This window comes from Leptothoe sp. LEGE 181152, assembly GCF_032906605.1.
In the GTDB taxonomy this organism is placed as follows: Bacteria; Cyanobacteriota; Cyanobacteriia; order Phormidesmidales; family Phormidesmidaceae; genus Leptothoe; species Leptothoe turfae.
Genome location: NZ_JASATU010000030.1, coordinates 86,939 through 113,809, shown reverse-complemented (window position 1 = coordinate 113,809; position 26,871 = coordinate 86,939). Strand labels below are relative to the sequence as shown.

Here is a 26,871-nt window from a genome sequence, read left to right as displayed (position 1 = left end):
CTCACAGGGGTACTTAATTGAAATTCTAATCAATGCAGCGGATTCTCTGGTCAGACCTTGGATACGGGGGCTGGAAACCCTTCTCTCCTCAGAGCAAGTCGCCATTAATTTGGGCAAAACTTAGGTACATAAAATGACCGCTCCCAATGGTCACGAAATGTGGCTACTCACGAAGTATGAAGCAGTAAATCCACAGTTAATTTGGGAGCCGGTCAGTCCAACTCAAGCAGAAGCCGCAGTCTTTGAAGCTTCTCGTGATCAACACAGCAGTAGTTGGGATGAAGGACTTGATCAGCTTGTCGCGTATTGTGAGACGTTATGATCCGAAAACCTGGCTGATAGCCTCAGATATCTCAGGGCTGAACCTCAGCGCGAACTTTGTCGAATCGCACAAGGAACAGTATCTATGAGATGATCTATTTTAAATTGGGGTAAAGAAATATGTATTCGGTGAGAAGGTGAAGGTTAATTGCAAATGGTTTACTTCATAATCTTTGAACCCAGCAATATACCTAATGTTCTTTGGGAGCGCACCATTACTGCCCTAACTACTTTTCCGACATTACAAGATTGGATTATAGCTACAGGTATATTCCTGGTTTATGGGCTATTAGCCCTGGGTATTGGCAGTGCTTCTCATTTCTTTCGTGGGAACTCACCAGTCGACCATTGGTTGCAGATTAGTGTTCAAGCTTTTTTGGCCCCAGCCTTTATCGAAGAAATTGGTTTTCGGATTGTACTTATACCTCACCCCAGTGAAACTGTCTCTTTAACAAGCTGGTGGCTGTATGCAGGCATTAGCCTGTTGCTGTTCCTGTTCTACCATCCCCTAAATGCTTTAACGTTGTATAAAGCTGTTGATCCTACTTTTTTCATGCCAGGTTTTCTAATTCAGGCCACCCTCTTGGGGCTTGCTTGTACTCTGGCGTACGAGACAACGGGCTCTGCATGGCCCCCTATATTGATCCATTGGATCCCTGTCGTGATCTGGCTTTGTTGGCTGGGAGGCTATGATCGTCTGACTTCATAAAAACTGACGACTACATGGACTCCTTGCTCTTTTTTCAAGAGGTGTTTTCTTCCCTCGACATTGTTTTAGTAGGTGGAATATCTCTGTTTATTGAACCTGTCGTGTGTCCCCACTGACGAGGTGATTGGCCAAAGTACCGCCGGAAATCTCGACTGAACTGTGACTGGCTAGAATAGCCTACCCGATGTGCTGCCTCACCGACTGTAGTACCACTGGCAATAAGGCTGGACGCATCGTTGAGACGATGAAGTTTAATGAACTGAATGGGGGAATAAGTCGTAACTTCCTTAAACTTACGGTGAAATACTGCGCGGCTCATGCCAGCCTGTTGAGCCAAATCGTCAATTGAAATCGCCTCATGAAGATTAGCTCTTAGAAAAGTCAGTGCCCGTGATATCTTCTGCATTCCCCCATAGGCTTGACGCACTGAGGAACCAGCTTCACCTCGAAGAACAGCAAATATTAGTTCTTTCATCCTGCCGTTGCTGAGCATGTGCAGGGCAACCGAATCATCTATCAATTCCAACAGCCGCCCCAGTGCTTCCGTAAAACCATCATCCCACTTTGCCACTGTCAACCCTGGCATAACCTCGGCAGTAGAGTCGCTAGCATTTTCCATGGCTGCCATCTCTATGACGGTCTCGATGATCACATGGGTGTCAAAGTTCAAGGAGAATCCGAGCAGTGGTTTTTCCGGTGAAGCCTCAATTATTTCCCCTTCTATAGGCAGGGGCATTGTACAGCACAAGTATTGATGCTCATCATAGACATGGGTTGTGCCATTTAAGTAGGCCCGTTTGCTGCCCTGAACAATGGCACAGATGCCGGGCTCATATACTCCCGGTACCCGTTCCACTAAGTGACTCATGCGAAACAGCCGTAATCCTTCCAATGGGGTATCGATGACTCCCTCGGTCACTGCATATCGGTCGATAAGTTGGACAATGTCATGCTTGTTCATGCATTTAGGATGACCTATTTTTCCTATTTTGAAACCTCACTGAGATAAATAGGCAAAAAAATGAGAGGAATGGGGCTGAATTTTAGCTTTTCAAGCGCTTAACCTGCAAATAGATTCCGCTAGGCCTTTATAAGCCACAACCGAACATGTGATTTACTCTCCCCACCCTTCAGCTTTATGCATTGGAAGGGGATGGAAACGTAATTTTTAATTTAATCATGAGTGCACAGCAACTCATGGTTGACTAACCGACAGGAGAAAACTATGAGTACCAACATTACAGCGGGCAAGAATACCGTCACCTTTAAAAGCGGGAATTACCAGCTGGTAGGAAATCTCTATGCGCCGGAGGGATTTGACGCTTTGCAAAAGTATCCCACCATTGTGTTTACACCGCCTTTTAACCAGGTAAAAGAACAGATGGGTGCACTCTACGGGCGTAAGTTATCAGAAAAAGGTTTCTTGTTTCTGGCCTTTGACCATACTGGTTATGGTGATAGCGAAAGCGACATTCGCAACTACGAAAATGCCTTTATCAAAATCGAAGACATTCACAACGCCATTAGCTTTTTGCGGACACTCCCTTATGTGGATCGCGACCAATTTTATGGCATTGGTGCCTGTGCTGGCGGTGGTTACATGGCGTTGACCGCTGTGACCGACAAACGGATGAAAGCCATTGTGACCGTCTGTGGCATGCTGGATAACCGTTCTACCTACCTGGCGACAGCGGATAAAGATATGGCAATCGCCATGTTCATAGCTGCTAATGAAGCACGGCAGCAACAGTATGAAACGGGTGAGCCAGTTTATATGGATACCCTCGGATATGAAGGCAAGTCACCAGACGAGATTCCCGAAGGTGCACCCCGCGAGGGCTTTGATTATTACATGACCAAGCGTGCCGGTGCAGAAACCTATCCAAATTATTCAAACCGCAGCCTGGCTAGTATTGCCGATATTAATGCGCTGACCGATGCGACCAGCTGGGCTCAATATCTTTACACACCGTATCTTGGCATTTACGGGAAAAAAGCATTGGCCGATACCGGTCCACTGACAGTGGCCTACTACGAAAAATGTACCGAACCAAAAGAGCTATTTGAAGTGCCTGGAGCTTCCCATGTAGACCTGTACGATGTTGAAGAATATGTCGATCAGGCCGTGGACAGAATTGCTACTTTCTTTGGCAAATATGGTAATCAACCATGAACCTTAAAACGCTCGGTAAAGGCCACCGGATTGCCAGCTTTGTGATTATGTTCTTGATGGTACCCTGTCAGCGTTCCTCGGTGAGGGTTGGTTTGAACAGTTTTGAGCACGCTGACAGCCTAAACATTGACACTGGTCATATTGTGATGTATACGCGGGCGATGGTTTAGCGGCGGCTTTTACCCAATTTACCTGCGATCGCAGGTAATTATACCAACTGCTGTTATACCCAATGCTTGACCCGCTGAACATCAACAGGCTGGTGGGGGTATTGACGACACCTATATTGGGAATTGCTCTATACCCCCCGACTCAGAATAGGAATATCAAGCACTAACAGGTTCCAAGAGAGGGTTCGGCTTGAGCCGCCCATCTTCCATGTAGATAATGCGATCGGCAATGTCGAGAATGCGATTGTCATGGGTAACTAACAAAATGGTACAGCCCTGTTCTTTAGCTAAGCGCTGCATAATGTTCACCACATCCCGTCCTGATTGTTTATCTAAAGCAGCTGTGGGTTCATCGGCCAGGACAATTTTGGGGTGACTGGCTAGGGCCCGTGCGATCGCAACTCGCTGGCGCTGTCCCCCCGATAGTTCATCAGGGTAATAATCAATCCGGTCCTCCAGCCCCACATGCGTCAGCATATTAGCCGCTACCTCGTCTAGATCTTGATCGAGAAAATGAGGATGTAGCTCCAGGGACATCCGCACATTTTGTCGAGCTGTGAGAAAACTTAGCAAATTATGGGCCTGAAAAATATAGCCAATATTGCACCGCAGTTTATTCAGCACCGGCTTAGGGACTCCGAGAATTTCTTGCCCTAAAATCTTTAAACTCCCGCTTTGTGCTGCCCTCAGCCCCCCCATAAGGGTGAGTAACGTAGTTTTTCCAGAACCAGAAGGGCCGGTGAGGATGACGATTTCGCCAACACGAATGGTTAGGTCGATGTTGAATAGAACCTGTTTTTTTAGATTTCCTTCACCAAAGTGATGGTTCAATTGTTGAGAGACGATAACTGGAGACATGGTCACACCGGAGAATCAGGGTAGAGATAGCGTAAAGTAGTTAGGCGCAAGGAGAATGTACGTAGAAGCTGTAGTAGGGGAAATTAGAGGATATATCCTTCAGTGTTGGTTTTAAGTAGGCTGTAGGGCATACCCTAAAAACCATTCTGTGTGATTAAGCTGTAACAACGATATTCATAGAAAAGACTCAAGCAATAAAGGGAATAAACAGTCTAGATGGGGAAACTCACTAAAAAATGTCAGCGGGATCGGCAGTACGTAGCTTTCTCATGGCAATGGCTCCTGAAACAGAGCACATAACAATGGTCAAAATGAGCACGGTGATGGCTCGTCGACTGGTCATGGCAATGGGCAACATTGTGGCTGTAAAAGCCAGCTGATAAAGACCAAAGGCGAGAACAATACTGGGCACGTAACCCAACACAGCCAGCAGCAACGACTCTTGGATGAGGACACTCAGCAAGTAGCTGTCGGTATAGCCCATGGCCTTGAGGGTGGCATATTCTGGCAAGTGTTCAGACACATCGGAGTAAAGAATCTGATAAACAATCACAATGCCGACAATAAAGCCCACACCGACGCCCAGGCCAAAGATAAAACCAATGCCGGTACCATTGGCCCAGTACTCCCGCTCAATTTGGGCAAAATCTTCTGGTGAACCAATTAAAACGTCGTCAGGCAAAGCGGCTGTGAGTTCATGCTGTACCTTTTCAACATCAGCCCCAGGCTTGAGCTGCACCAGCCCCACCTCAATGTGGTCAGCATTCTGGTCAGGAAAGAGCCGCAAAAATGTTGAGTCACTGGCAATCACGTTCCCATCGGCGGCAAAAGACGCACCGTTGGTAAACACCCCTGTCACATCCACCTGCATCCCATTTAGTTCTGCGGAAAATTGACCAGTCTCCCCATAAGCAGCCGCTGTGAACCCATACTCAGGTCGCCCCGCCTGGTCAAATAACAGTTGATTGAGGGGCTGAATTTTGTGTAAATTCTGATTCACCTCCGGAAAATTAAAGGAGGGTTCTGTTGGATCAATCCCCCAGACTAAAATAGCTCGCTCTAGCCTGGTCTCGGGATTTTTCCACTGCCCGGTGGCAATGTAAACACCGCTGACTGAAGCCACATCTTCATGGGCCAGGGTTTGATATAACCGCTGTCTGGGAAAATCTTTTACCGAGAACAATGTTTGCATCTGGGGATTGGTTAATACTAAGTCTGCCTGCAGGTTGCGGTGGGGCTGAATGGCCGCATCGTAAAGCGCACCTTCAAATCCCATTTGGATGAAAATTAGCATGTCGGCAAAGGCAATACCTGCGATCGCAACCATCAACCGTGTCCGCTCCCGCTTAACCTGCAGCCAGGCCAACGGCGTTTTTTTGAGAAATCGAGGCTTAAACATGGTCACAAAGAAAATCGAACGTTCGTTATCTAAAAAAGCAAATTAGAGCTGAACGGTGTGAACAAGACATTCTGTAAGCTAGGATTACCAAGACCAATATCAACGATAGGTTTAGCTGGAGTTGGTGGGGTTTGGGCCGCACGGCTAACCGCAATCACCGTCTGTACCTGGAGGTTGCTCAAGTTGGCCACACGCTCACTATCCCCAGGGTTGATGGCAATCTTCACCTCGACGACGCGTCGATCTAGATTCTCACCAGGTTCACGGGCGAAGACATTTTGGCGACTAATCTGACGACCAATTTCAATCACTTCCCCCTGCAAATCACCTGAGAAAGCTTGACCTCGCACTGTTGCTGATTGACCCAGGCGAACGCGACCAATATCGCTTTGATACACCTCTGCAATCACCAACATTTGGTCAGTTTGACCCAAGGCAACAATGCCATCCGTACTCATCTGTTCCCCGGGGCGAGTATAAACTTTCAAGACTTGACCCGCACTTGGGGCTCGAATAGTCGCCTTAGCCAAATCATGCTCAGCGCTCAATAAGGCTGCTTTGGCAGCATCTAATTCCACCTGCGCCAGTTGCACATCTACCGGGCGGATCTCGGCCACCTGTTCCAGGGTCGATTGAGCCGCCGCCAGCTGAGCCTGCCCCGTATGCTCCAAGCGAACAAGTTCAGCACGAGCTTCTTGTAACTGTCGCTGGGCTGTTGTTGAAGTCCTTTCTAGTACAGCTTCAGCTTCCACCTTAGCCTGGCGGGCCGTATCTACCGCTAACTGTTTTTCGTCATAGAGAGAGGCAGAAATAGCCCCAGCTTCGTAAAGAGATTGGTAGCGAGTTAGTTCAGCCGTCGCCGTTTGTAGCTCTGCCTGCAATCGACGAATCGTAGCCGTTTGAGCCGCGCGATCGCCTTCGTATTGGGCCTCAATGCGGGCAATAGTTTCTCGTTGTATTTGCAGCTGTCCTGTCAGTTCAGCCGATCGCTGTGTCACCGTTGCCTGCTGCGCCAAAATCTCGCCGGATTTTGCTCCTGCCTGTACCTGGGCCAACCTGGCCTCGGCCAGTCGAATTTGTTGTTGAGCTTGGATCACTGCATTCTGAAGCCGATCGTAGGAATCAAGCATAGCGATCGCATCGCCCTGGTTCACCTGGTCTCCCACATCAACAAACAGCTCTGCTAGGCGATCTCCATCCAACTCCAATGGAGCCGCCACCTGAACAATTTCTCCCGTAGGTTCTAACCGACCTAATGCTGCAACCCCCGGCAACTCCGTTGGCATAGCCGCCATTTCAGACTCGGTTACAACCGGTTGACTGTAGAGAGAGAAGCCAAGATACAAAATACCGCCAGAAGCTGCCAGTGCCGACAGTATCAGCCATAACAATCTTGAATTAAGGCTAAGAACAGTTTTGTTCATGGTGTATCACCATCTGAATCATAAGTTGACTTTGTTGTTCAAATGAAGGGGTCTCTGTGGTTGCTATATCGTAGCCATGATCATAGACATGTTGCAAAACCAATCCATCCATAAACACCATGACAAAATCCACTAATTCGGGCTTAGATAGTTGCAGATAGTCAGCCAGCAACTCTCGTGTCCGTCGCCAAACTTCACGCAAGGCCTGGATATCGCTGTCAGGATTAGGGCGGGTTTGTTGGGAAAAATCCACCCACAGTAATAGCTGTTGATAGTAATACTGCGTATTCTGCAAAACAAAATCCACGATGGCCTGTAGACGACCCTCTAAATCATTCAATTCAGGGACTTGCGCCAGAAAATCATAGATATCTTGCTCACATAGCTCCTGCACGAGCTGGATGAAAATACTCTCCTTACTTGGGAAGTAATGGTACAAGGTGCCTGTAGACACCCCCAGACCCTTGGCAATTTGCCGCATCGTAATCGAACCGTATCCTCGTGCAGCGAAGAGGTCGAGACACCCGCTTAGCAACTCCTTACGGTAACGATCATGATCGACAATTTTAGGCATAGCGACGTGTGAAGAACGGTAGACATAATTTTACCCCCCTCTATTTATTTATAACATATGTTCGTTATAAATAATCAAGACTCGATTAGATAAAAATCAAGAATTGTCAGTATGTTCAAGGTAAGAGCTAGCTTCATGCTTCAGGATCTTGCCAAGAAACCCACATCGGCAGACGCCTACAAGCCTCAATCAGTTAAGCGTTCAGCAACATTCAAAGGAGTATCAATAGAATGAATAGCGCATCAACAAAGACTAAGTATCACTGTGAACAGGAAAGACGTTACAGGAATGAAGTTAATACATTAAGCGCATGGCACGAAAAAGCAGAGTACCTGCACGCAATCAAGGGATGGGAGATAAAGACCCCATCTGGTCTAATTCCAAGATGTAGTCAGACGAGAAGAATTCCCACCTACAAGCATGGCTCAGGGTAGCTTTTTGGGCCACGTTTATACCATACTTTAGCTGGGCTGAGCTGAAAGATAATGGACGTACGCCGACTCGAACGGCGGACCTCATCGATGTCAACGATGCGCTCTAACCAACTGAGCTATACGTCCTCAATGGCTTATAAGCGTAACATGGTAATTCGAAATAGGGCAACGTTTCTTCGCAAGAATTTGTTTGAGTAGTTTTTAGAGTCCCGGATTGGGTGCGATCGCACTCACCCCTTGGCATCATCCCAAGCCTACGCAGGTTGAGCCCCCGGCTGCCCATCCTCAACCACAAAAGAGGCCAGGGTTTGCACTGCTGATGTAGGCGACTCTATGGACTCCACTGTGCGATAGTCCGCCTGCCAAAGATCGGGTGTGATGGTACAGCGCACATAGCCCCGATTAAGACCATCAAAGAACTTAGTGTGAGGATTACCAGGCACTGCCAGCGACACAAGCGCGTTAGTGTCTGCACCATCCCCAAAGCTCGACGAAATTGACGTACCGACAAATTCGGTACCCACGGTGGCAGAGGCAGGATTGTCAAAGTCGGCTTTGATGTCGTAAACCCAGCTGGAGTGAATATCACCGGTGATCACGACGGGGTTAGACGGTCGGCGAGCTTGTAAAAACTCGATAATGCGATCGCGCTGAGCCACATACCCATCCCACTGGTCAGGATTAAAGAAATCCCCTGGTAAAACCTGGGTGTTGCCAAAGTTAAATTGAGAAAATATTGTCTGCTGGGCCAGCACATTCCAGCGCGCATTTGAGCGATTTAACCCCGAGAATAACCAGTTCTCCTGACGTTGGCCTGTCATGGTAGCAGCCTCACTCAACGCTTCGGCACAGCGAGGGCCAAACTGATCGCCGCAGGGTTGGTCGGTGCGATATTGACGGGTATCTAAAATGTTAAAGGTGACCAGGTTGCCAAAACTCAATCGTCGATACAGCTGGAGAAAGGCACCGCGAGAGGCAGACTGTCGCCGCATCGGCATGTGTTCGTAGTAAACCTGGTAAGCAACAGCACGACGTATGGCAAAGTCTCTGGCGCTTTGTTCATCCTCAGGGAGAAAGTTAGCATAGTTGTTGTCTACTTCGTGATCATCCCAAGTGAAGGCCCATGGAAATGCGGCATGGGTCGCTTGCAAATTTTGGTCTAAACGATAGAGGGCATAGCGATTTCGATAGTCTTCCAGGGTAATCACGTCGCCGCTGTTGTGCTGACGTACAGCGTCCGCGCTAATCCCCCCTTCGTAAATGTAATCACCCAGGTGGATAACCAGGTCCAGGTCTTCCCGGGCCATGTGTTGATAAGCCGTGTAGAACCCATTTTCGTAGTCCTGGCAAGAAGCAAACGCAAACCGCAGGTCGTTTAACGGCGTTCCCGGTGCAGGTGCTGTACGGGTGCGGCCAACCAGGCTTTCTTCACCACCGGCCTCAAAGCGATACCAATAAACCCGATCCGGTTCTAGGCCAGATACTTCCAGGTGAACTGAGTGGCCTAAAGCGGCGCGGGCTAAAGTAGACTCTCTCCGGACCACATTTTGTAGGGCTTCATCCGTAGCAATGGTGCAGGTGACAGTGACATCGCTATTGGGCATGCCACCCCCCTTGAGAGGATCCGGTGCCAGACGGGTCCATAGCACGATGCCATCTGGTAGGGGATCGCCCGAGGCCACACCTAAGGTGAAGGGATAGCTGGAAAACCTTGTCTGGGCAAGAACGGGGTGCTGATTGACAAGGATAAGGCCGGTAAATGCACCCATGCCTGCCAATAGGCTACGCCGATTGAAACGATTAGACATGGGACGATCAATAGATGAACGGTGCATGCTGATGTTCCTGGTAAATGCTGACTGTTAGAAAGTTGTTGCCGCTGATTTAGGGGATGCCTCGCTCTGGCAAGATGGCCCTATGAATAATGATCAGTAACGGCAGCAAGTTTTGATAGCTGAGGCTATGGGCGACGACATAGGGCCAGGCCGACGAGCGTCACCAGGCCCGCCACCATGGCAGGTTCTGAAACAGGCATGGGCTCGGCAAATGTAACGGTGCCTGTATTGAGTTCAAATGTGGAAAAATTGTCAGTAAAAAAGCCAAAATCACCACTGCCCAAGGGCTCTTCGCGAAACTGAAAACTCAGGTCTGAGGCAATGGCAACAGAATAGTCTAAGCCTACGAGTTCACCGTCTTGAAATATTGCCAGGGGAAAGCCGCTGTCGGTATCGTCATCGCCCTTGCTATAGGTGACCGCTGTACTCAGGTCGGAACCCACATAGTCAAAGGTGAGGGAAATCAACCCAAAGTCTGGGGCTACCTGCTCCAGGCCAATGCCGCTCAGTAAGCTATCGTCGTAGGTGACCTGCCCTGAGAATGTGTCCCCCACTAGAAAATCACCGCTGACAATATCTACGAAGAAGTTTGTTTGAAACCTGGCTGCGTAGGCAGGGGCTGTGGATAGAAACGTCGAACCGACTAGAGTGGATGCGATCGCAACCGTTGAAAGAGCCATTCTCATTGCATGAACTTCCAGCTTTTAAGACTTACTTAATGTGTGAAAAAGACTAAACTATATAGCTTTAGAGAAGAGTCTTTACACGATCTTTTAGAATGTCTCAAACGGTTAGTCAGAGGACATTTTAACAAGGATGCAGGCTTTCTAAAAGATGCCTGAGCAATCTAAAAAGAGCCTTGCAAACTAATATAAATACGAAATAACAATACCCTTTTTTAGGCGGAAATTATGTTTGCCAAAACACATAGAAATAAGTTGTTATTGGCGGCATACCCCGCTTTAAAGCATCTAGAGTGGTTTCAATGTTGAGGCTGCGCTCTAGGCATCAGATCGTTAGGATAAAACAGCAGTTTCCTGATTCCGTGTGTATGACCTGGCAAGAAGTCTCTGGTAACTGGCTTCTCGTTCCCGATCGCCCAAAAGCCATTATTCATTTCTTAGGGGGTGCTTTTATTGCCGCTGCGCCGCACCTAACCTATAGTTGGCTATTGGAAAATCTGTACCAGCAGGGCTATTGCATCGTGGCAACGCCCTTTATCAATACCTTTGACCATGGTGCGATCGCAGACGAGGTGCTGACCACATTTGACCAGGCCATGATCTATCTCCGGCGTCAGGTCATTGGCGATCGCTACATACCTATATATGGTGTCGGTCACAGCATGGGCTGCAAAGTTCATCTGCTCATTGCCAGTCTGTACAACATCGAGCGAGCAGGCAATATTCTGATTTCCTTTAATAATTACCCCGCCCGCAAATCTATTCCGTTGTTAGAACAGTTCGTTCAGTTTGCTCCAGATTTTGATGTGGAATTTACCCCCAGCCCCAACCAAACCCTTAATCTGGTTCGCGATCGCTACGCCATTGGCCATAACCTGCTGATCAAGTTTCGCCGAGATACCATTGACCAAACCTACGATCTCAGTGATGTGCTCTACCAGCGCTTTCCCCAGTTCACTGCGATTCAGATTCTCCAAGGTACACACACCACACCCATTGCCCAAGATGTCCGCTGGCAGCCCGGTCAGTCATTTACAGCCTTTGATGCCATTGGTCAGTTTGTTAAACAAGAGTTCTACAAAGACTTAGGGCAGCTTAAGAAAACCATGCTCCAATGGCTGGGTTAAAAATCCGCCTACTCTATGACGACGTCTCTAACATTTGCTGCTAGGGTGGATAAACTCTTGCCACATTGAGCTCCACACTATGCTGTTTCGCTTGCTAACGTTCAGTACCGTTGCTCTGCTACTTACGTTCCCAGGCCAGCTAGCCTGGGCTGATTCGTCTAGATTACTTGCGCAGGCTGAGGAAAGTGAGGCTGCTGAAACTTCCGATGATTCAGAAGAGAATGCGACCTCAGAAGAAGTGTCCTCAGAAGCCGACGTTGAGACTAATGCAGACGCATTAGTGTCTGAAGAGGCAGCACCAGAGCAGCAATCTTTGGATGACGTAGATCAGCTAATTCTCACCGGGTTATCCCTGTATGAAGACGGCAATCTGGCGGAGGCAAAAACTACCCTTGAACAGGCGCTTGACGCTGCCCGGGCCAATGAGAATTTGGCCCAGGAGTCTTTTGCTTTAACTATGCTAGGGCTGGTGACCGTTAATCAGGGGGACTATACAACTGCCTCTGACTACGGTGAGCAGGCGCTGACGGCTTTAGAGGGGGTGGATGATCCTGAATCTAGGGTGGTCGCCCTAAATGTGCTGGCACTCGCGACCCAATCCCAGGGCAATTTACCGGATGCCATTACCTATGCCCAGGACGCCCTCACCCTGGCTGACAGCCTTGAGTTTGACTCAGGTCGCTTGAATTCTTTGAGCATTTTGGCCACCAGCTACAGAACCATTGGTCAAGATGTATTAGCCCTGGAGGCGGCCCAGTTGGTGATTCCCCTGGCACAATCAGAACGGAATGGCCAAGCCTTGTTGAGTGCTTTAAATGTGGCAAGTTCTTCGCTGTTGGCCCTGGGAGAGTATGAAACTGCGTTGACAGCGGCTGAAGATGCGCTGACCGTAGCAACTCAGTTGCAAAGCCCAGGATCGCAGGCCTTGGCGCTGAGCAATATGGGGGTGGCCCACTATCGCTTAGAAAACCTTGACGAGGCGATTGAGGCTCAAACCGAGGCATTGGCGCTGGCTGAAGAGGCAGAGGCCCTAGATGTGCAGTTCACGGCGCTATACGTATTGGCGCTGGCATTCTACGACCAGGGAGATTTGGATCAGGCAGTTGAGCTGTATGAGGACCGTTTGCAGCTGAGTCGTGAGTCCAACGCTGTGGGTGCAGAGCTACAGTCACTGCTGGGTCTAAGTTCTACTTATTTAGATAGTGGTCAGTATGAAGCTGCGATCGCATCCTTTGACGATTTACTCGTTCTTGCCCAGGAGCGTAATCAGCCCCTATTCCAAAGCTTAAGTCTGTCTGGTTTAGGCTTTGCCAATGTCCAGCTGGAGAACTATCCTGCGGCCCAAGGTCATCTTGAACAGGCTTTAGTGATTGCTAAAGACATGGGCGATCGTGAAGCCGAGTTTGGCCTGCTCAGCTTATTATCTGAAGTGCATCAAGCTCAGAATGAGCCGCAACAGGCGCAAGACTATGCTGCCCAAGCCGCAGCGCTGCAGGCAGAAGCAGAAGCGGAAAACGCATCGCCTTCAGATGACAATTCAGAGGAGGCCGCAGACGATGCAGAGTAACGCAAATTGCTGTTGCTGATTTAGAGCATGAACGGCTCAACCCAACAGGCTAACAACCTAGCCTTGAAAGGTGAAATCATACCGAGGATTAGCAACACTAAAAGGTGCATTGATTGAGCAACCGCCCACATAATTATTGCGGTTGCTTTACCAAGCTTAATTTGTTGCATCGGTTGAAATATATTAATATTCAAAGCTGTTTGGAACGTCGTCTTCGAACAAATTTTCGGATGTCATAAAATCTTGAACGTTGTGTAGAGCAGTTGGCTAGAAGCGCCAAGTTGCCTGTCTATTAGGAATACAGTGCCTTGGGCTGCACTCATCCTAAAGACTTTCTAGCTGTCCATAGGATTATGTATATCAGGGTTGAAGCGTCAGCCCTGCATAACTTTGACAATGCTGCTTGCCGTCGACGCACGTATTTTAAAACGCTTAAATCTAGTGATTACTCAAGGAGTGTTAGGTCAGATGGCCCAGGTCATTGTTGGTGAAAATGAAGGTATTGAGTCAGCGTTACGACGTTTTAAACGTCAGGTATCGAGGGCTGATATCTTCTCAGATATAAAAAAGAAACGTTATTTTGAAACCCCTATTGAAAAAGCTAAACGCAAGGCAATTTCTCGTCGTCGTAAGCGCCGCTTTAAATCCAATGCCAATGCCAGCGCCTAAGCACATTGCCTGAACAATAGCGACCCAGCAACTAAGGGGCGATGACGGTTAACCGTCATCGCCCCTTAGTCATAGATATAGCCCTAGCCTTTAAGCGGCTCTGCCTATAATAGCGCCAAGCCTTTTAAGGTCAGGCGGTTTAGAAATATAGTTTTCTTATATGTCCTAACTTTACTCCCGTCTATAGTTCATAACGGTGCGTCAGATCACAAAATTTTAAGTTTCGTATCACACCAATCAAGCCAAACCTTGTAAACAGTCGTAAACAAAGGCGTTTGCTTAGCTGGTGGTGAAAAAAAGATGCCGTTACGGCTGGTGTTCAGAAAGGACACTTTTAACCTGAACTGTATGCATAGGGTGCCCATACATGTCTGAGAAATTTGCCGCCAGTGCAATATCAGTCATTTGACTTAGACGAGCACGCTGTGTTGCTTAATGTGATGCATCCTTAAACTTCGTAAAGCTCTAAAGGCAACCCGTCAGGGTCTTGGAAAAAGGTGAAGCGTTTGCCGGTTAGTGCATCTAATCGGATGGGTTCTACTGGGATGCTGTGTTTTTGTAGGTGAGCAATATTGGCGTCCAGATTGTCGACGGCTAGGGCTAAATGGCGTAGACCGCAGGCTTCAGGACGTGTGGGTCGAGGTGGTGGTTCTGGAAATGAAAATAGTTCTAATTGGGCATTGCCCAGGGTGAGATCAAGCTTGTAGGATTGCCGCTGTTCGCGCCAGGTTTCACAAATAATGTCAGCTCCTAGAATGTCAACGTAAAAGTGCTTTGATTGCCCATAGTCTGAACAGATGATGGCAATGTGGTGAATGGCTTTGATGTGCATGGATTGATCGGTTAATGGGGACAGCCGTTCCATGGAACAGCTGTCCCTGAGGATAGTAATGGCTTGTCCTTAATGACATCGGGGCTGTCAAGGCTGTTTCAGCGATTATTGCTAAAAGCTGACTTTAAAAAACGTCTACGGTCGACGATCCGTTTTAGATGATTTTTCAGATGCAGCGACTATGCTTTTTCCTAAAATCCCTTGCTAATTTAAAGGTGGCTTAAGAATGTTTGGTGCATTTAATCAGTCACAACTAACTTGGCAAATACCTCGGCCCACATGCGGTCGGGGTTTCACTTTATGGGTTTAGCCCCTGCTTTAGACTTACAGCCAAAGCGTTGCGTTGTTATCGATGTAGTCAGGTTGTCCACAGCTGTTGGTGGCGCTAAAGGTTTGAAAATAGCGTTGCAGCTTAGGGGGTAGCTCAGGGTAGTTAAATAGACCATCACCCGATGCAATTTTGGCCCAAAAATTTTCTAGGACAGGGGCATATTGCTCTGCCTCGGCTGAAGATAAGTTAAGGGGCTTACTGGTGAGTAGTTTCATTATGAAGGGGAAGGAGCGATCGGCCATCCACTGATGGGAAGTGGCCTGTAGAGTGGGCCACTCAGGTACCGCCTCAATGCGGTGAGAGGTAATATCCAGCCGGTGGCGATCGTCTACAGTCGTCAGTTCACAGATGCGGTAGGGGTGAGGATAGCTGACGAGAGAGCCAGTGGTGATTTCATAGAGTCCATCAGTTTGGGCTACATCTTGCACATGTAGGTGGCCAGTGAGCATTAGGGGCACCCCAGCAGCCTGCAAACGCTGGGTGAGGTCAGGCGCATTTTTGACCATGTAACGCTGTCCCATGCGGCTATGGGATTGGCGGGGCAGATGTTCTAGGGCGTTGTGGTGCAGCATCACCAGGGTGAGCTGGTTGGTGAGCTGATCTAGCTGTTCATCTAGCCAGTCTAGTTGTTCTGAGTCGAGCCAGCCGGTGTAAAAGGGCTCGCCCTCTACATCAAAGCCGTTGGAATTTAATCCGATTAGATGGAGCCCATCCAAAATAGTGTGGTGATAGTACGGACGGGTTGGATCGGTATAGCCAAAGGCCTGGTAAAGATCAACAAACTCGTCTAAGGAAATGGTGCGATCGCACCCTGCCTGTCTCACCACATCATGATTGCCAGGCACCACATAGACCGGAAACGGCAACCGCTCCAGACGACGGACCAGCCAGTGATGATTTTCCCGCTCACCATGCTGAACCAAATCCCCAGGCAATAACAAAAAATCAATATCCATCTGTTCCAGATGATCCAAAATCTGTTCCAAGGCTGGGATGCTGACTTCCACAAGATGGAATCGATTAGGTGAGTCCCAGATGGTGTGGGGCAGGGCAACGTGCAGATCGCTAACCACTGCAAAACGAGCCAAAAGAGACATAGGAGTTGATAGGGTAGATAAGCAAACGGTACAAAGGCTTAGTTAGTTGTGAGCGCTTAATCTTGAGTTTTGAATTAAGCCATTGGCTTAGACCTTAAAACTCAAAGCTCAAAACTGTGTCCTCAGCCTAGTGCCATCATCGCCTGTTTTCGACTATGTCCCGTGTGCGCCAGCACGTTAACCCACTCAATATTCGCTACGCCACCCCTGTTACCCCGCCTTGCTGGGCCGATGTCTTTGCCCAGCCTGCCCAACCATTACATATAGATATTGGCTGCGCTAAAGGCTATTTCATCAGCGATATGGCTCAATCTTGCCCAGATTGGAACTTCCTTGGTTTGGAGATTCGAGCCCCCTTAGTAGAACAGTGTCTGAAACATCGTGACCAGCTGGGACTGCACAATCTACATATGCTGTTTTGTAATGCCAACAATTCCCTACGACCGCTATTGGCAAGTTTGCCTCACCCCCCCCAACGAGTGAGCATTCAGTTTCCCGATCCGTGGTTTAAAAAGCGCCACCAGAAACGGCGTGTGGTGCAACCGCAGCTAGTGGCAGATTTGGCTGAGTATATGCTGCCCGGTGCATGGATTTGGCTGCAATCTGATGTGCAAGCTGTGGCAGAGGACATGGTTGAGGTATTTGCCGCCAATTCCTCTTTTCGGCGTTCCTTTGAGCCTCCTCATCCAGCACCCGTTGGCACCACAGGACCCTGGTTAGCAAACAATCCCTTGCCAGCCCAAACTGACCGAGAACGAGTCACCCTAGGGCAGGGCAAACCTGTTTATCGGGCTCTCTTTATCAAAGCCTAGATGACCTTCTAGAGACGAGTTTAAGAGAATGAATAGCTGTCCAGCATGTGCCTCTCTAGAACACGTCTTGGTAAAAAGCTCTATTCGGTGACTTTGAGTGCGTAACGATGGCGACCTTCCGGTTCAAAGGAGCCAACCCAAACGCGATAGGTACCTTTGGTAAAGTTATCCTGAATCATAGCGTCACGATTTTGACGGCTGGCACTGTCGTTACAACGCACAGTGTTGTTATTCGGCCCTTGAATCAGCAATGTGGTGTCTGCGCCACCACTATCAACCGCTATCGTTAGCTCACTAAAGTCTTCCTCTAACGTCAAAACATGGTCTGGCGTGCGGTCAGCGTATCCTAGACAAAACTCACCATTGCTGTCACGGTTAGCGATGTTTGATAAACCATAGGAACCAACCGTTTCACCCGTTGCTTGAGTAGAGGTAAAGCCCAGGGCCAGGCTCATTTCATCGGCAGCTTGGGCAACGGCAGCTAATGCTAAGGGTAAAACAAGACCCGTTAATTTGAATGCTGTTGATTTGAAAGTTGTTGATTTAAACATGATGGTCACACCTCAGGGGCACACATTGGATGCTATAACTCACTATTTCTAGCATCCCTACACTCTTACAGTATCTCCTTTAATAGGGTTAGATACTATTAAGATGACGCTTTTTATCACTGGTACAATCTCCAAAATATCAGGATAAAAATTGATGGTTTATGGTGAAATAATTCTTTAATTTCTAATTTTCTAAGGGTAAAAACTCTGGGCCTGAAAGTGAGGATTATATCCCTTAATTTCTTTCTGTTCCGGTAGGCGGTAGGTAAGGTGTTTGCTGGTACTTTTTCCTAAGTGCACCAAAGATTCTGCCATTTTAACCGCTGCTGCCACAGCGTCAATTACCGGCACCCCTAAGCGTGCTTCTAACTGTTTTTCCAAACCACTCATACCAGCACAGCCCAGGCAAATGGCTTCAGCTCCATCCTGTTGAATAGCCAGTTGGCTAGCTTTGATCAGAATATCTAATGTGGCAGTCCGATCCTGCTCCGTATCGAGCACCGATAGTTTTGTGGTGCGTACCGATGCACATCGAGCTGTTAGCCCTGTTTTTTGAATTGTTTTTTCCACCATGTCTCGTACACGGTGGAGGGTGGTAACAACACTCCATTTAGCCGCTAACATATTGGCCATGTAGAGACTGGCCTCGGCAATTCCCACTACGGGCTTCGACGTAATTTCACGGGCTGCTTCGATGCCAGGATCTCCCCAACAGGCCAAAATAAAGGCATCAGAGCTAGTATCCAGAATAATTTGTTCCAAAATCCCAGGAATAGCCAGATACTCATCATAAAAACTCTCAATGGACTCAGGTCCTGTTTGAGGTTGTACAGTGATTATCTCCGTATTAAGGAACTTGATAGCTTGGGCTGAGGCATTGATATTCGCCGTCATCGGCTGGCAAGTATTGCCGTTGATGATCTTTATGTGACACGTTGGTTGAGCCATGGCCTTAGGGAGCTAGAACATGACAATGCTCCCATGCCATTAGGACCCAGCCTTAGTTTTTATCGTTGGCTGCTATGTATCCCCAGCTATAGGCTGTTGGGCCAATGGATTGATGCACGGTAAACTCGGTCACTGGCACATAATAGTACGAGTCAAAATAGGCTTCGGTGGTGGGCCATTCCCAGGGGGAAGGACTGACTTCATCGGCAAATTTCTTAATCGGTGCTTCCCATCGACCTGCATGGCCATTGGGATTTTGAACATCCATCGGGCCATAGATGGTGATACCTGGCGGTGGATCCTGCCCCAATGCCCGTACATCTGACATCAGCGGCATTTGGGGATTTCTGTGACCCAGACCAATGGTGTACATCATATTGCTAGGGTTGGCCCCTGCTGCAAATTGAGTTGCTAAAATGCCCGCCCGTAAATAGTCCTCATCCCCTGTTAGGGTGTGGGCATGGAAAAGCGCCCGAGTTTTGGGTGTGGTCGTAGAACCCCAGCCAATCGAACGACTCGGATCTGCGTTCCACTTAAAACCGGTGCTCTCAATACTTTCGATATCAGTTTTAGCTGCCCGAATGATGGCATCGGTTGCATTTTTTTGAATAGTTTTATTGACCGTTGGTTGATTGGTACGGCTATAAACAAATGCCGAATGGCTCTGATCGTGATAGCTATGGGGTGAGATGGAGACATCGGCACTAGTAAACACAGTTGTGTCGAGAAAAATCTGATGCCATTGGTCATCACCAGTCAGTCGATAGAGCTCTGCAGCCGCTAGATTACGGGCTGAGTGCACAATTTCATGCTGTTCTTCAGTCTTTTTGGCTAGCTCTGCTTCAGCCCAGTCCATGGCCCGAATAGCACTATCTTGATAGGTTTTAGCTAAGGTCTGATCGTAATTTTGCAGCACATAGGCGGCTCGCGTTGCCACATTGGCATAGAAATAGCTAGACCAAATGCCTGGGCCATACACCATGACCATCTGGGATTCTTGCCAACTGCCCTGGGGCTTAATTGGATGCTCAGCGGATTCAATGCCGCCTGGAATGCCGCCTGCTTCGGTCTGTAAACGGCGAAAAACATCCAAACCCCAGAGGGCCTCATCCATAATGTCCGGTAAATTATTGTTGGATTCAGGTAGATTCAGCTTAATTGAGTCGAAGAACTCTGGATGGAGTTCTACCAGTTCTAGAAATGACCGACTAACATGCAGGTGAGAAATACGACGGTCCCAATCTCCGGCATCCATCCATCCACCCCAGGCATCAGGCACTTCTTCCTCGGTGCGGGTTTCCACTAATGCTTCGAACGAATTTATCCCATCCCAATAGTTAAAACCCATGCGAGTATCCATCAGCGGCACGGTGGAGCGGTAAATGACCATGCCGTCTTCTGGATGGAAAGGGCGAGGTCGTCGGTAATCGGTGTAAGGTTGTTCGAGGGCAATGCCGCTGCGTTGATGGTACATTCCCCGGGCCGAGACATAGAATCCATCACGCCATGTATTTTCACCAATTTCGAACTCATAGGATGTGCCTACCCCGTCCACGTAGACACGGTACTGTCCCGGTGTGGAAAAGTCACTAAAGTCCATAATGAAAACATCGGTGTCATTATGGTTGCGATCCTGTGAGTCCCTGTAGTCTTTTGATTGCGATAGGGCCGTTTGACCTTCATAAACTCTGTTACCCGTGGCTGTATCAATCAGCCAAAATGCCTTGCCCATACTATAGTCAAGGCCCCCACCGTTCCCCATCCAGGTAGATAAGAAGGCTACTTTGGCCGGGTCATCGGGGTCGAACCCCAGGTGTGAGACTTGAACTGCTTCACTGCGGGTTTGTTCGGGTTTATAGATAAAACTAGTATCTTGCAGGACGGTTTTACCAAATTTGAGCTGATAGGTTTCACCCACCACTAGCTCGTCCGGCATTTCTAGGAATATGGTGTGGGTTGTAGGCCACTCAAACCGCCAGGGTCCAGTTTCTGCCATGGACCTGATGTTGCTTTTGCGATAGACATTGCTAGGAGCAACCTTTTTACCATCACTGGTTAGGATTTGGTACTGGTTAAGGCTGTCAATACAGTTGGTGTTGAATTTAGGGCCCACATATTGATCTGCCAATCGAATCATGTTGGGTACATCGGGAACCAGCTGCCCCAGAAACGTCCCCTGCCGCGATACCCAACCGTCTTTCTTAATGGTGTCACCAGGTTCAGCATTGTAAACAACCTGTTTGCCCCGAACCAGTTCACCCACTTCGACACGTAGGGCCACTACATTTTTGCTGACGGTATAAGCGTGGGTTACTGAGATACCCGATGCATCATCCTCTTTTGAGGATGATGAGTTGACGATGGCTGGAATTTCAATACCTGCCAAGTTAGCGTTGCAATGGTTAACGGTAGTCCAACCAAGTAGAAAAGAGAGGAGGTTTTCTAACATTTGGGTGTGAAGGTGTGGAAGTTGGACAGTGGGATTTAGTAGACAGTCTATTCCTGGGTTTGAAAAGTTCCTTGGATTTGCCTCGATGACATTTGCGGTAAATTTGCTGTCATCGAGATATAAGACATCTAAGTGCCTGAAATTGACGTTGGGACAATTGGAAACGTTAGGATTACTTAACCCTTCTTAAATTGTTGAACTGTGTCCGGATCTGTACTCCATGTTGTTGCCTATGCAGTTGTTGAGAACCAACAGCTGCTCACTGTCCGTAAAAAAAATACCCACAAGTTTATGTTTCCCGGTGGTAAGTTCCAGCCGGGTGAGAATGCGAAAGCGGCTATTCAGCGAGAGGTTCGGGAAGAACTAAGCTGTGAGATTGCCCCTGGCACTATTGAGCTCCTTGGTAAATATGTGACAACGGCTGCCAATGAAGCTGACACTGAGCTGGTGGCCACTGTGTTTCAAGGGGATTTGATTGGTACTCCTACGGCATCTAATGAAATTGTTGAGCTCCAGTGGATACCGATTATGGCGGAGGATTATGTAATTGAGCTTGCTCCGCTGATTACTGACTGTATTTTGCCGCAGCTTAGGATGTCGTAACCCGTCATCAGAAATCCTTAGTTATTTCTCACTAGCTCTCTATGTTGATGCTTTGTAAAAAGGTTTTTTGACTACGGTAGCAGGTACTGTTTTCTGACGGATTTGGACATTGATTACTGTGCCCACTTTAGCGAGTTCAATGGGGACATAAGCCAGTGCCACTGGATATCCCAGTGTGGGAGATAGGGTGCCACTGGTAACAATACCTATTTGTTTGTCATCCTGAATAATTGGATAGTTATGACGAGCAATATTGCGACCTTCTAGCTGTAGGCCCACCAGACGACGGGTGATTCCATCCGCCTTTTGTTGGGCAAGACTATCTCGACCGATGAAGTTGGGCACTTTATCTAGGTGGACTAACCAGCTCAGTCCGCCTTCTAGCGGTGTGGTTTCATCGTTAATGTCCTGACCGTAAAGGGCCATGGATGCTTCTAGTCTCAGGGTATCCCTTGCCCCCAGACCGCAGGGTTCAGCGCCATGTTCTTGTAGCGCTTGCCAGATAGCAGTAGCACCGTCAGCCTCTACCATTATTTCAAACCCGTCTTCACCGGTATAGCCTGTGCGGGCAAGGAACGATTTGTGTCCCAGCACCTGGCCATAGGCGTGGTTGTAACGACGAATAACGCTGAGGTCAATATCTGTGATTTTCTGTAAAGTTTCTACTGCTTTGGGACCCTGTATAGCGATTAGGGCATGGGTTTGGGAATTATCGTGCAGTTCGACATTGGCTAGATGTTCAAGTAGCCATGTCTTGTCTTTATCAGTTGTTGCGGCATTGACGATGAGAGTGACCTGTTCACCTTCGTCATAAATAATTAGATCATCAATGATGCCGCCCTGGGGATTAAGCAATACGGTGTACTGTGCTTTGCCAGGGGAGAGTTTGTCTAAATCTGAGGGAACGAGTTGCTGTAGCGATCGCAAAACATGATCCCCAGTCAAAATGAATTTCCCCATGTGGGAAATATCAAAGATGCCCACCTGATTACGTACAGCGGCATGTTCTTGCTTGATACCGCTAAACTGCACCGGCATTTCCCAGCCCGCAAAGTCAGTCATGCGGGCTTTGTTTTGAATACACAAATCGTAAAGCGGGGTACGAAGCAAACTCATGGCAAGCGGAGAGACAGTATAGACAATCCTACTCTCTCGTTTGACCCTATTTTTATCTATTGAAAGACATCTATGGATAGGCAATTCCGTACTTTATGGGGTATAAATCATGCTATTCAATGGGAAGGTAAAATTTCGCTGCAATTGATTGGAATAGCTCTTCAGGGAATACTAAGACCTCTCAGGGTTAGCGATCATGACAGAACATGCCATCTACACACTATTCCTCTTGGTTTGCCCATCAGCTTCAGGGTCTGATAAATCGCGGTCAGCGCAATCTAACGGCTCAACCATCCCATCGCTTTGTGTTGTTTGGCGAAGACTTTAGCGGTGGGCGCATGGTGACGGATTTGCTACGTCAGGTGGTGACCGACACTCGCTATGGTTCCTTGCCATCGACGTGGACCATGGAACCGCTATTAGAACAGCGACACTTTTTCCCGTTACGGCATATTCAGCGCCATGGATTGGCTTGTCCCGATTATCTGTTCGGATTCAAACTATCGGCAGCAGATCTGATTAAGACCCATGGTATGAGCGAACCCTCTCGGTTTATGGCCATCCTCTACGACCAGGGGTATAAGGTCATTCATCTGCGGCGGCGAGATTTAATGCGCCATGGGATTGCAGTTCTTAAGGCCCAACAGCCTGGTAGTCGTCACATCAACCCTACAGCTTTGATTGCCATCCTCAAAAAGCTAGATGAGCAACGCATTTCTGAAGCCGCCATTGTTGCCCAGGTACCTCATCTGACTATCACCTATGAAACTGATCTGTTAGATCCCAACGTCCACGACACAGTAGCCCAGCGTCTGTGTCGTTTCTTATCGCTACAGCAGCGTAAGCGGGTTCAGTACTCCATAAAATTAGTGCACCAAAGACTTTCAGATCTCATCGCTAACTACGACGAAGTCCATACTGCTTTAGAAAATTCAGACTATGCCTATGTGTTGACTGAGGCTTCGGCAAAGCTAGTTATCTAAAGATGGAATAGTTTTGAATTATTAGCCCTTTAATATGGTTGCTTCAAGTCAAAGGCTAATAACTCAAAATTCAAAACTCAATCTAATCACCCTGGTTTTCCAAAGCAGCAGCAGCATTTCGTCGCCACATGGTCGGTTTAATGCGTCTGAGGGCTGATGCGGGAAATTGCTGATTCCATTCTTCGTCACTTAGGTTGGCCAGGTCCTTTAACTTAGGAGCCACATTACCAGGGTAGGGTTCAAACTCAGCCACATCCGTGGGTTTGGCAAAGCGCTGATTCCAGGGGCATACGTCCTGGCAAATGTCGCAACCGGCAACCCAGTTATCCAGATGGTTGGCCACATGAGATGGCAGCTGCTCACTACGGTTTTCGATGGTGTGATAGGCAATACAGCGGCTAGCATCAACCACACCGGGGGCACGAATTGCACTGGTCGGACAGGCATCAAGACAGCGGGTACAGGTGCCGCAGTGGTTAGTGTGTGGGCGCGATGCCGGTAGGGGTAGATTGGTTAAAACCTCGCCTAAAAACACCCAAGAACCATAGTCACGGGTGATCAGGTTGCCATTTTTAGCCACCCAGCCCAACCCCGCTTCCTCGGCCCAGAATTTATCCTGCACCGGTCCTGTATCGGCGTAATAGCGAGCCAGGATAGGCTGACCGTTGTCATCCGGTTGCGCCTGTAGCCATAGCGATAGCTGTTTCAACTTTTTGTGCATGACCCGATGGTAGTCGCGGCCCCAGCCATAGCGGGCGATTTTGCCATATTCAGGGCTTTCAGGTCGCTGGTGGTGGGTGTAATAATTGAGCGCTACACAAATGATCGACCTCACCTCTGGCATCACCCGGCGAATGTCTTGGCGTTTTGGGTTGGCCATCCATGCCATATCTGCCTGATGCCCCTGGTCTAACCACTGCTGGAGCCGTGTCTGCATCGTCTTTTCCTGAACACTTGGCTCAGGCGTCACAGCCACAATCCCAACGCGATGGAAGCCTAATGTTTTCACCTGTTGCTTAATCTCAGCAAGCAGTGGATTGGTTACTGGGGAGGAGGGAGAGATGGAATCTGGCACTGCATTACTACCCGGACCTGACGACTAAATCCATGATGGTCTTCATGGTTAACAATGGCACGGATATCTGGAGTGTAGTCTTCTGGAACAACAATTTCAAATCCTAACCGTTGGTAAAAAGGAATTGTCCAAGGGATATGGCGAAATGTGGTTAAGGTGACCGTTGTAAAGCCTTGCTTACGGGTAGCCTCAACAACTTGCTTCATCAGAGCTGTGCCAATACCCTGTCGACTGTAATCAGGTAAAACATCAAGCTCCACCACAAAATAGCCGGTGGGTAAGCGATCAACGACTACAAACCCGACGAGCGAGGTCTGAGGTATTGCCGTGGCTGCTACCCATAGATGCCGTTGATGTAAGGCCTGATTTAGAAAATCAACGGAGACAATATCGTCTAGTGTTCCTGGAGTTAGCCCCAATGGACGGAGATAGGGGACATAACGTTGGGCTGCCGCTCGCTCTATGGCGGGTAGATGTTCCACATCTGATGGTTGGGCTGGCCGAATTAGATAGCCCACGGCGTACTCTACCGCATTGACCATATCCCCATTGTCCATTCCTTTTATCTTTGAATACTGATTTATTTGTATCCCAATCTTGTTTTTTAGGAAAGTCTTTATTTCTCTCCTTGCTGAAAATAATACGTCACAATTTAATAGGAAATTTGGTAACAAAAGATACTTCTCAAAAGGTAGTGACCTTTAATACTGGAGCCAACAAGGAAGGTTTCTAGGGTTCCGATTTAATCATTTGAGATATCTCGATGTTAAATGTCTGGTCCGAGAGAAACCGCCAGTTTTCTGGTACACGGCGGGATAAAAGCCCGGGAGAAACCGTTCAGCAGCTTGTGTCTGCTATGGATTCTCTCGGGCTTTTAATTTTTTGATTTCCTGTTGAATGTCATAACGGTTCAATATCCTTGCCTATTTAGCGCTATGCACCAACATCATGAGTGACACACCTACCTTTCGTAATCCAGCTGATTCAGAGGCGAACCGCGCCCTAGAGCGTGAGGCTCAACTGCCCCTCACGGGCTGGCAACAGGAAGTAGCCCAAGGGTTGGAGTATGGGTTAGAGGCCGCCGATAGTATTCGCGATCGCACCATTCCCACCTTCTCTCGTGGCGAGCTCCCCCACTACGCTGGCATTAATACCTTTCTCAAAGCTCCCTATATCGAGGACGTCCGCAAGGTGGGTGACTATGACATTGCCATTGTGGGTGTCCCCCACGACTCTGGCACCACCTATCGTCCTGGTACCCGCTTTGGTCCCCAAGGTATTCGTCGCATCTCCGCTCTCTACACCCCCTACAACTTTGAAATGGGGATTGATCTACGAGAGCAAATTACCCTTTGTGATGTGGGCGATATTTTTACAATTCCTGCCAACAACGAAAAGTCTTTTGACCAAATTTCTAAAGGCATCGCCCATATTTTCAGTTCCGGTGCGTTTCCCATCATTCTCGGCGGTGACCACTCCATCGGATTTCCCACTGTGCGAGGTGTATGCCGTCACCTGGGGGATAAAAAAGTCGGCATTATCCACTTTGATCGCCATGTGGATACTCAAGAAACCGACCTGGATGAGCGCATGCATACCTGTCCCTGGTTCCATGCCACCAATATGAAAAATGCACCTGCTAAGAATTTAGTACAGTTGGGCATTGGCGGGTGGCAGGTGCCACGCCAGGGCGTCAAAGTGTGTCGTGAGCGGGCCACCAACATTCTCACGGTTACAGACATTACTGAGATGGGGCTGGACGCCGCCGCTGACTTTGCTTTAGAACGAGCCCTGGATGGCACCGACTGTGTTTATATCAGTTTCGATATTGATTGCATTGATGCCGGATTTGTCCCCGGTACCGGTTGGCCTGAGCCCGGTGGCCTCCTGCCGCGTGAGGCCCTATACCTGCTGGGCAAAATCATTCGCAATGCCCCAGTCTGCGGTCTAGAGGTGGTAGAAGTCTCACCACCCTACGACATCAGCGACATGACATCTCTGATGGCCACCCGCGTAATTTGTGATGCCATGGCTCACCTGGTGCAATCTGGACAGCTGCCAAGGACAGGCACCCCTGACTATATTCACGCCGAGGCCAACATGGACGTCGGCAACGATTGGCAATAAACCA

General features: G+C 48.5%; 26 protein-coding genes, 1 tRNA gene and 1 riboswitch. Of the genes, 11 read left to right on the top strand and 16 right to left on the bottom strand.

Annotation, left to right across the window (positions count from 1 at the left end):
- The first annotated feature begins 133 nt into the window (after positions 1–133).
- Positions 134–322 (top strand): hypothetical protein, encoded by a 189-nt coding sequence (locus tag QGP82_RS16735; protein WP_499060370.1) that lies wholly within the window; start codon positions 134–136, stop codon positions 320–322.
- A 153-nt stretch (positions 323–475) separates the two neighbouring features.
- Positions 476–1,030 carry a CPBP family glutamic-type intramembrane protease gene (locus tag QGP82_RS16730; protein WP_499060368.1) on the top strand — a complete coding sequence of 185 codons (555 nt, stop codon included), beginning with the start codon at positions 476–478 and terminating at the stop codon, positions 1,028–1,030.
- Between the two features lie 34 nt (positions 1,031–1,064).
- Here QGP82_RS16730 and QGP82_RS16725 read toward each other — a convergent pair whose 3' ends face one another.
- Entirely contained in the window at positions 1,065–1,991 is a 927-nt protein-coding gene (locus QGP82_RS16725) for an AraC family transcriptional regulator (RefSeq protein WP_163663317.1), read from the bottom strand.
- Between the two features lie 264 nt (positions 1,992–2,255).
- On the opposite strand from QGP82_RS16725, the gene QGP82_RS16720 reads away from it, so the two are divergent.
- Positions 2,256–3,203 (top strand): alpha/beta hydrolase, encoded by a 948-nt coding sequence (locus tag QGP82_RS16720; RefSeq protein ID WP_163702896.1) that lies wholly within the window; start codon positions 2,256–2,258, stop codon positions 3,201–3,203.
- On the top strand, positions 3,200–3,373 hold the full coding sequence (locus QGP82_RS16715) for a hypothetical protein (RefSeq protein WP_499060366.1): 174 nt from the start codon (positions 3,200–3,202) through the stop codon (positions 3,371–3,373). Before QGP82_RS16720 ends, QGP82_RS16715 begins: the two co-directional genes overlap by 4 nt.
- Before the next feature lie 156 nt (positions 3,374–3,529).
- Here the strand turns inward: QGP82_RS16715 and QGP82_RS16710 are convergent, their stop codons facing one another.
- From QGP82_RS16710 to QGP82_RS16680, 7 genes are all read right to left on the bottom strand, one after another.
- Entirely contained in the window at positions 3,530–4,231 is a 702-nt protein-coding gene (locus QGP82_RS16710) for a DevA family ABC transporter ATP-binding protein (RefSeq protein ID WP_163663323.1), read from the bottom strand.
- A 229-nt stretch (positions 4,232–4,460) separates the two neighbouring features.
- Positions 4,461–5,630: an ABC transporter permease DevC gene (gene devC, locus QGP82_RS16705; RefSeq protein WP_163663327.1), complete on the bottom strand. Its 1,170-nt coding sequence runs from the start codon at positions 5,628–5,630 to the stop codon at positions 4,461–4,463.
- A gap of 29 nt (positions 5,631–5,659) precedes the next feature.
- Positions 5,660–7,054, bottom strand: coding sequence for an HlyD family secretion protein (locus tag QGP82_RS16700; protein WP_499060363.1), 1,395 nt, complete (start codon positions 7,052–7,054; stop codon positions 5,660–5,662).
- A complete protein-coding gene (locus QGP82_RS16695) occupies positions 7,035–7,628 on the bottom strand; it encodes a TetR/AcrR family transcriptional regulator (protein ID WP_163663331.1) in 594 nt (197 codons plus the stop codon). Before QGP82_RS16695 ends, QGP82_RS16700 begins: the two co-directional genes overlap by 20 nt.
- A gap of 486 nt (positions 7,629–8,114) precedes the next feature.
- Positions 8,115–8,188 (bottom strand) — tRNA-Val (locus QGP82_RS16690).
- A 128-nt stretch (positions 8,189–8,316) separates the two neighbouring features.
- Positions 8,317–9,897 carry an alkaline phosphatase D family protein gene (locus QGP82_RS16685; RefSeq protein WP_499060361.1) on the bottom strand — a complete coding sequence of 527 codons (1,581 nt, stop codon included), beginning with the start codon at positions 9,895–9,897 and terminating at the stop codon, positions 8,317–8,319.
- Between the two features lie 125 nt (positions 9,898–10,022).
- Positions 10,023–10,577 carry a hypothetical protein gene (locus QGP82_RS16680; protein ID WP_499060359.1) on the bottom strand — a complete coding sequence of 185 codons (555 nt, stop codon included), beginning with the start codon at positions 10,575–10,577 and terminating at the stop codon, positions 10,023–10,025.
- Between the two features lie 371 nt (positions 10,578–10,948).
- Between QGP82_RS16680 and QGP82_RS16675 the strand changes: the two genes are divergently transcribed.
- The 3 genes from QGP82_RS16675 (at position 10,949) to rpsU (ending at position 13,943) form a co-directional block, all read left to right on the top strand.
- Positions 10,949–11,707, top strand: coding sequence for a DUF1350 family protein (locus QGP82_RS16675; RefSeq protein ID WP_163703693.1), 759 nt, complete (start codon positions 10,949–10,951; stop codon positions 11,705–11,707).
- Between the two features lie 79 nt (positions 11,708–11,786).
- Positions 11,787–13,274: a tetratricopeptide repeat protein gene (locus tag QGP82_RS16670; protein ID WP_499060357.1), complete on the top strand. Its 1,488-nt coding sequence runs from the start codon at positions 11,787–11,789 to the stop codon at positions 13,272–13,274.
- 468 nt (positions 13,275–13,742) lie between these two features.
- Positions 13,743–13,943 (top strand): 30S ribosomal protein S21, encoded by a 201-nt coding sequence (gene rpsU, locus QGP82_RS16665; RefSeq protein WP_163671611.1) that lies wholly within the window; start codon positions 13,743–13,745, stop codon positions 13,941–13,943.
- Between the two features lie 448 nt (positions 13,944–14,391).
- On the opposite strand, the gene gloA2 is transcribed toward rpsU, so the two are convergent.
- Both gloA2 and QGP82_RS16655 read right to left on the bottom strand, forming a co-directional pair.
- Positions 14,392–14,775, bottom strand: a complete 384-nt coding sequence (gloA2, locus tag QGP82_RS16660; RefSeq protein ID WP_163703694.1) for an SMU1112c/YaeR family gloxylase I-like metalloprotein — start codon at positions 14,773–14,775, stop codon at positions 14,392–14,394.
- Positions 14,776–15,099: 324 nt separating this feature from the next.
- Positions 15,100–16,203: a metallophosphoesterase family protein gene (locus QGP82_RS16655; protein WP_499060355.1), complete on the bottom strand. Its 1,104-nt coding sequence runs from the start codon at positions 16,201–16,203 to the stop codon at positions 15,100–15,102.
- Between the two features lie 155 nt (positions 16,204–16,358).
- On the opposite strand from QGP82_RS16655, the gene trmB reads away from it, so the two are divergent.
- The gene (gene trmB / locus QGP82_RS16650; protein ID WP_163663341.1) at positions 16,359–17,015 is read left to right on the top strand and encodes a tRNA (guanosine(46)-N7)-methyltransferase TrmB; all 657 of its coding nucleotides are present in this window, start codon (positions 16,359–16,361) and stop codon (positions 17,013–17,015) included.
- 80 nt (positions 17,016–17,095) lie between these two features.
- On the opposite strand, the gene QGP82_RS16645 is transcribed toward trmB, so the two are convergent.
- The 3 genes from QGP82_RS16645 to QGP82_RS16635 all read right to left on the bottom strand — a co-directional run bounded on the left by QGP82_RS16645 (position 17,096) and on the right by QGP82_RS16635 (position 20,900).
- Positions 17,096–17,566, bottom strand: coding sequence for a hypothetical protein (locus tag QGP82_RS16645; RefSeq protein ID WP_499060353.1), 471 nt, complete (start codon positions 17,564–17,566; stop codon positions 17,096–17,098).
- A gap of 192 nt (positions 17,567–17,758) precedes the next feature.
- A complete protein-coding gene (locus tag QGP82_RS16640; RefSeq protein ID WP_163663345.1) occupies positions 17,759–18,514 on the bottom strand; it encodes an aspartate/glutamate racemase family protein in 756 nt (251 codons plus the stop codon).
- A gap of 52 nt (positions 18,515–18,566) precedes the next feature.
- Positions 18,567–20,900, bottom strand: a complete 2,334-nt coding sequence (locus QGP82_RS16635; RefSeq protein WP_499060350.1) for a glycoside hydrolase family 9 protein — start codon at positions 20,898–20,900, stop codon at positions 18,567–18,569.
- Positions 20,901–21,164: 264 nt separating this feature from the next.
- Between QGP82_RS16635 and QGP82_RS16630 the strand changes: the two genes are divergently transcribed.
- On the top strand, positions 21,165–21,566 hold the full coding sequence (locus QGP82_RS16630; protein WP_163663349.1) for an NUDIX domain-containing protein: 402 nt from the start codon (positions 21,165–21,167) through the stop codon (positions 21,564–21,566).
- 39 nt (positions 21,567–21,605) lie between these two features.
- Here QGP82_RS16630 and gcvT read toward each other — a convergent pair whose 3' ends face one another.
- On the bottom strand, positions 21,606–22,682 hold the full coding sequence (gene gcvT / locus QGP82_RS16625; protein WP_163663351.1) for a glycine cleavage system aminomethyltransferase GcvT: 1,077 nt from the start codon (positions 22,680–22,682) through the stop codon (positions 21,606–21,608).
- Between the two features lie 206 nt (positions 22,683–22,888).
- On the opposite strand from gcvT, the gene QGP82_RS16620 reads away from it, so the two are divergent.
- Positions 22,889–23,665, top strand: a complete 777-nt coding sequence (locus QGP82_RS16620; RefSeq protein WP_163663353.1) for a hypothetical protein — start codon at positions 22,889–22,891, stop codon at positions 23,663–23,665.
- 82 nt (positions 23,666–23,747) lie between these two features.
- Here QGP82_RS16620 and queG read toward each other — a convergent pair whose 3' ends face one another.
- On the bottom strand, positions 23,748–24,740 hold the full coding sequence (gene queG, locus QGP82_RS16615) for a tRNA epoxyqueuosine(34) reductase QueG (RefSeq protein WP_499060347.1): 993 nt from the start codon (positions 24,738–24,740) through the stop codon (positions 23,748–23,750).
- The gene (locus QGP82_RS16610) at positions 24,707–25,282 is read right to left on the bottom strand and encodes a GNAT family N-acetyltransferase (RefSeq protein ID WP_499060344.1); all 576 of its coding nucleotides are present in this window, start codon (positions 25,280–25,282) and stop codon (positions 24,707–24,709) included. Before QGP82_RS16610 ends, queG begins: the two co-directional genes overlap by 34 nt.
- 176 nt (positions 25,283–25,458) lie before the next feature.
- Positions 25,459–25,572, top strand: a riboswitch (guanidine-I (ykkC/yxkD leader).
- A 116-nt stretch (positions 25,573–25,688) separates the two neighbouring features.
- Between QGP82_RS16610 and QGP82_RS16605 the strand changes: the two genes are divergently transcribed.
- Positions 25,689–26,867, top strand: a complete 1,179-nt coding sequence (locus QGP82_RS16605) for an agmatinase family protein (RefSeq protein WP_490794892.1) — start codon at positions 25,689–25,691, stop codon at positions 26,865–26,867.
- The last annotated feature ends 4 nt before the right edge of the window (positions 26,868–26,871 follow it).

Coding starts and splice junctions, on each gene's coding strand:
- QGP82_RS16735 (WP_499060370.1), top strand. CDS start 134: ATGACCGCTCCCAATGGTCACGAAATGTGGCTACTCACGAAGTATGAA.
- QGP82_RS16730 (WP_499060368.1), top strand. CDS start 476: ATGGTTTACTTCATAATCTTTGAACCCAGCAATATACCTAATGTTCTT.
- QGP82_RS16725 (WP_163663317.1), bottom strand. CDS start 1,991: ATGAACAAGCATGACATTGTCCAACTTATCGACCGATATGCAGTGACC.
- QGP82_RS16720 (WP_163702896.1), top strand. CDS start 2,256: ATGAGTACCAACATTACAGCGGGCAAGAATACCGTCACCTTTAAAAGC.
- QGP82_RS16715 (WP_499060366.1), top strand. CDS start 3,200: ATGAACCTTAAAACGCTCGGTAAAGGCCACCGGATTGCCAGCTTTGTG.
- QGP82_RS16710 (WP_163663323.1), bottom strand. CDS start 4,231: ATGTCTCCAGTTATCGTCTCTCAACAATTGAACCATCACTTTGGTGAA.
- devC (WP_163663327.1), bottom strand. CDS start 5,630: ATGTTTAAGCCTCGATTTCTCAAAAAAACGCCGTTGGCCTGGCTGCAG.
- QGP82_RS16700 (WP_499060363.1), bottom strand. CDS start 7,054: ATGAACAAAACTGTTCTTAGCCTTAATTCAAGATTGTTATGGCTGATA.
- QGP82_RS16695 (WP_163663331.1), bottom strand. CDS start 7,628: ATGCCTAAAATTGTCGATCATGATCGTTACCGTAAGGAGTTGCTAAGC.
- QGP82_RS16685 (WP_499060361.1), bottom strand. CDS start 9,897: ATGCACCGTTCATCTATTGATCGTCCCATGTCTAATCGTTTCAATCGG.
- QGP82_RS16680 (WP_499060359.1), bottom strand. CDS start 10,577: ATGGCTCTTTCAACGGTTGCGATCGCATCCACTCTAGTCGGTTCGACG.
- QGP82_RS16675 (WP_163703693.1), top strand. CDS start 10,949: ATGACCTGGCAAGAAGTCTCTGGTAACTGGCTTCTCGTTCCCGATCGC.
- QGP82_RS16670 (WP_499060357.1), top strand. CDS start 11,787: ATGCTGTTTCGCTTGCTAACGTTCAGTACCGTTGCTCTGCTACTTACG.
- rpsU (WP_163671611.1), top strand. CDS start 13,743: ATGGCCCAGGTCATTGTTGGTGAAAATGAAGGTATTGAGTCAGCGTTA.
- gloA2 (WP_163703694.1), bottom strand. CDS start 14,775: ATGCACATCAAAGCCATTCACCACATTGCCATCATCTGTTCAGACTAT.
- QGP82_RS16655 (WP_499060355.1), bottom strand. CDS start 16,203: ATGTCTCTTTTGGCTCGTTTTGCAGTGGTTAGCGATCTGCACGTTGCC.
- trmB (WP_163663341.1), top strand. CDS start 16,359: ATGTCCCGTGTGCGCCAGCACGTTAACCCACTCAATATTCGCTACGCC.
- QGP82_RS16645 (WP_499060353.1), bottom strand. CDS start 17,566: ATGTTTAAATCAACAACTTTCAAATCAACAGCATTCAAATTAACGGGT.
- QGP82_RS16640 (WP_163663345.1), bottom strand. CDS start 18,514: ATGGCTCAACCAACGTGTCACATAAAGATCATCAACGGCAATACTTGC.
- gcvT (WP_163663351.1), bottom strand. CDS start 22,682: ATGAGTTTGCTTCGTACCCCGCTTTACGATTTGTGTATTCAAAACAAA.
- QGP82_RS16620 (WP_163663353.1), top strand. CDS start 22,889: ATGCCATCTACACACTATTCCTCTTGGTTTGCCCATCAGCTTCAGGGT.
- QGP82_RS16610 (WP_499060344.1), bottom strand. CDS start 25,282: ATGGTCAATGCGGTAGAGTACGCCGTGGGCTATCTAATTCGGCCAGCC.
- QGP82_RS16605 (WP_490794892.1), top strand. CDS start 25,689: ATGAGTGACACACCTACCTTTCGTAATCCAGCTGATTCAGAGGCGAAC.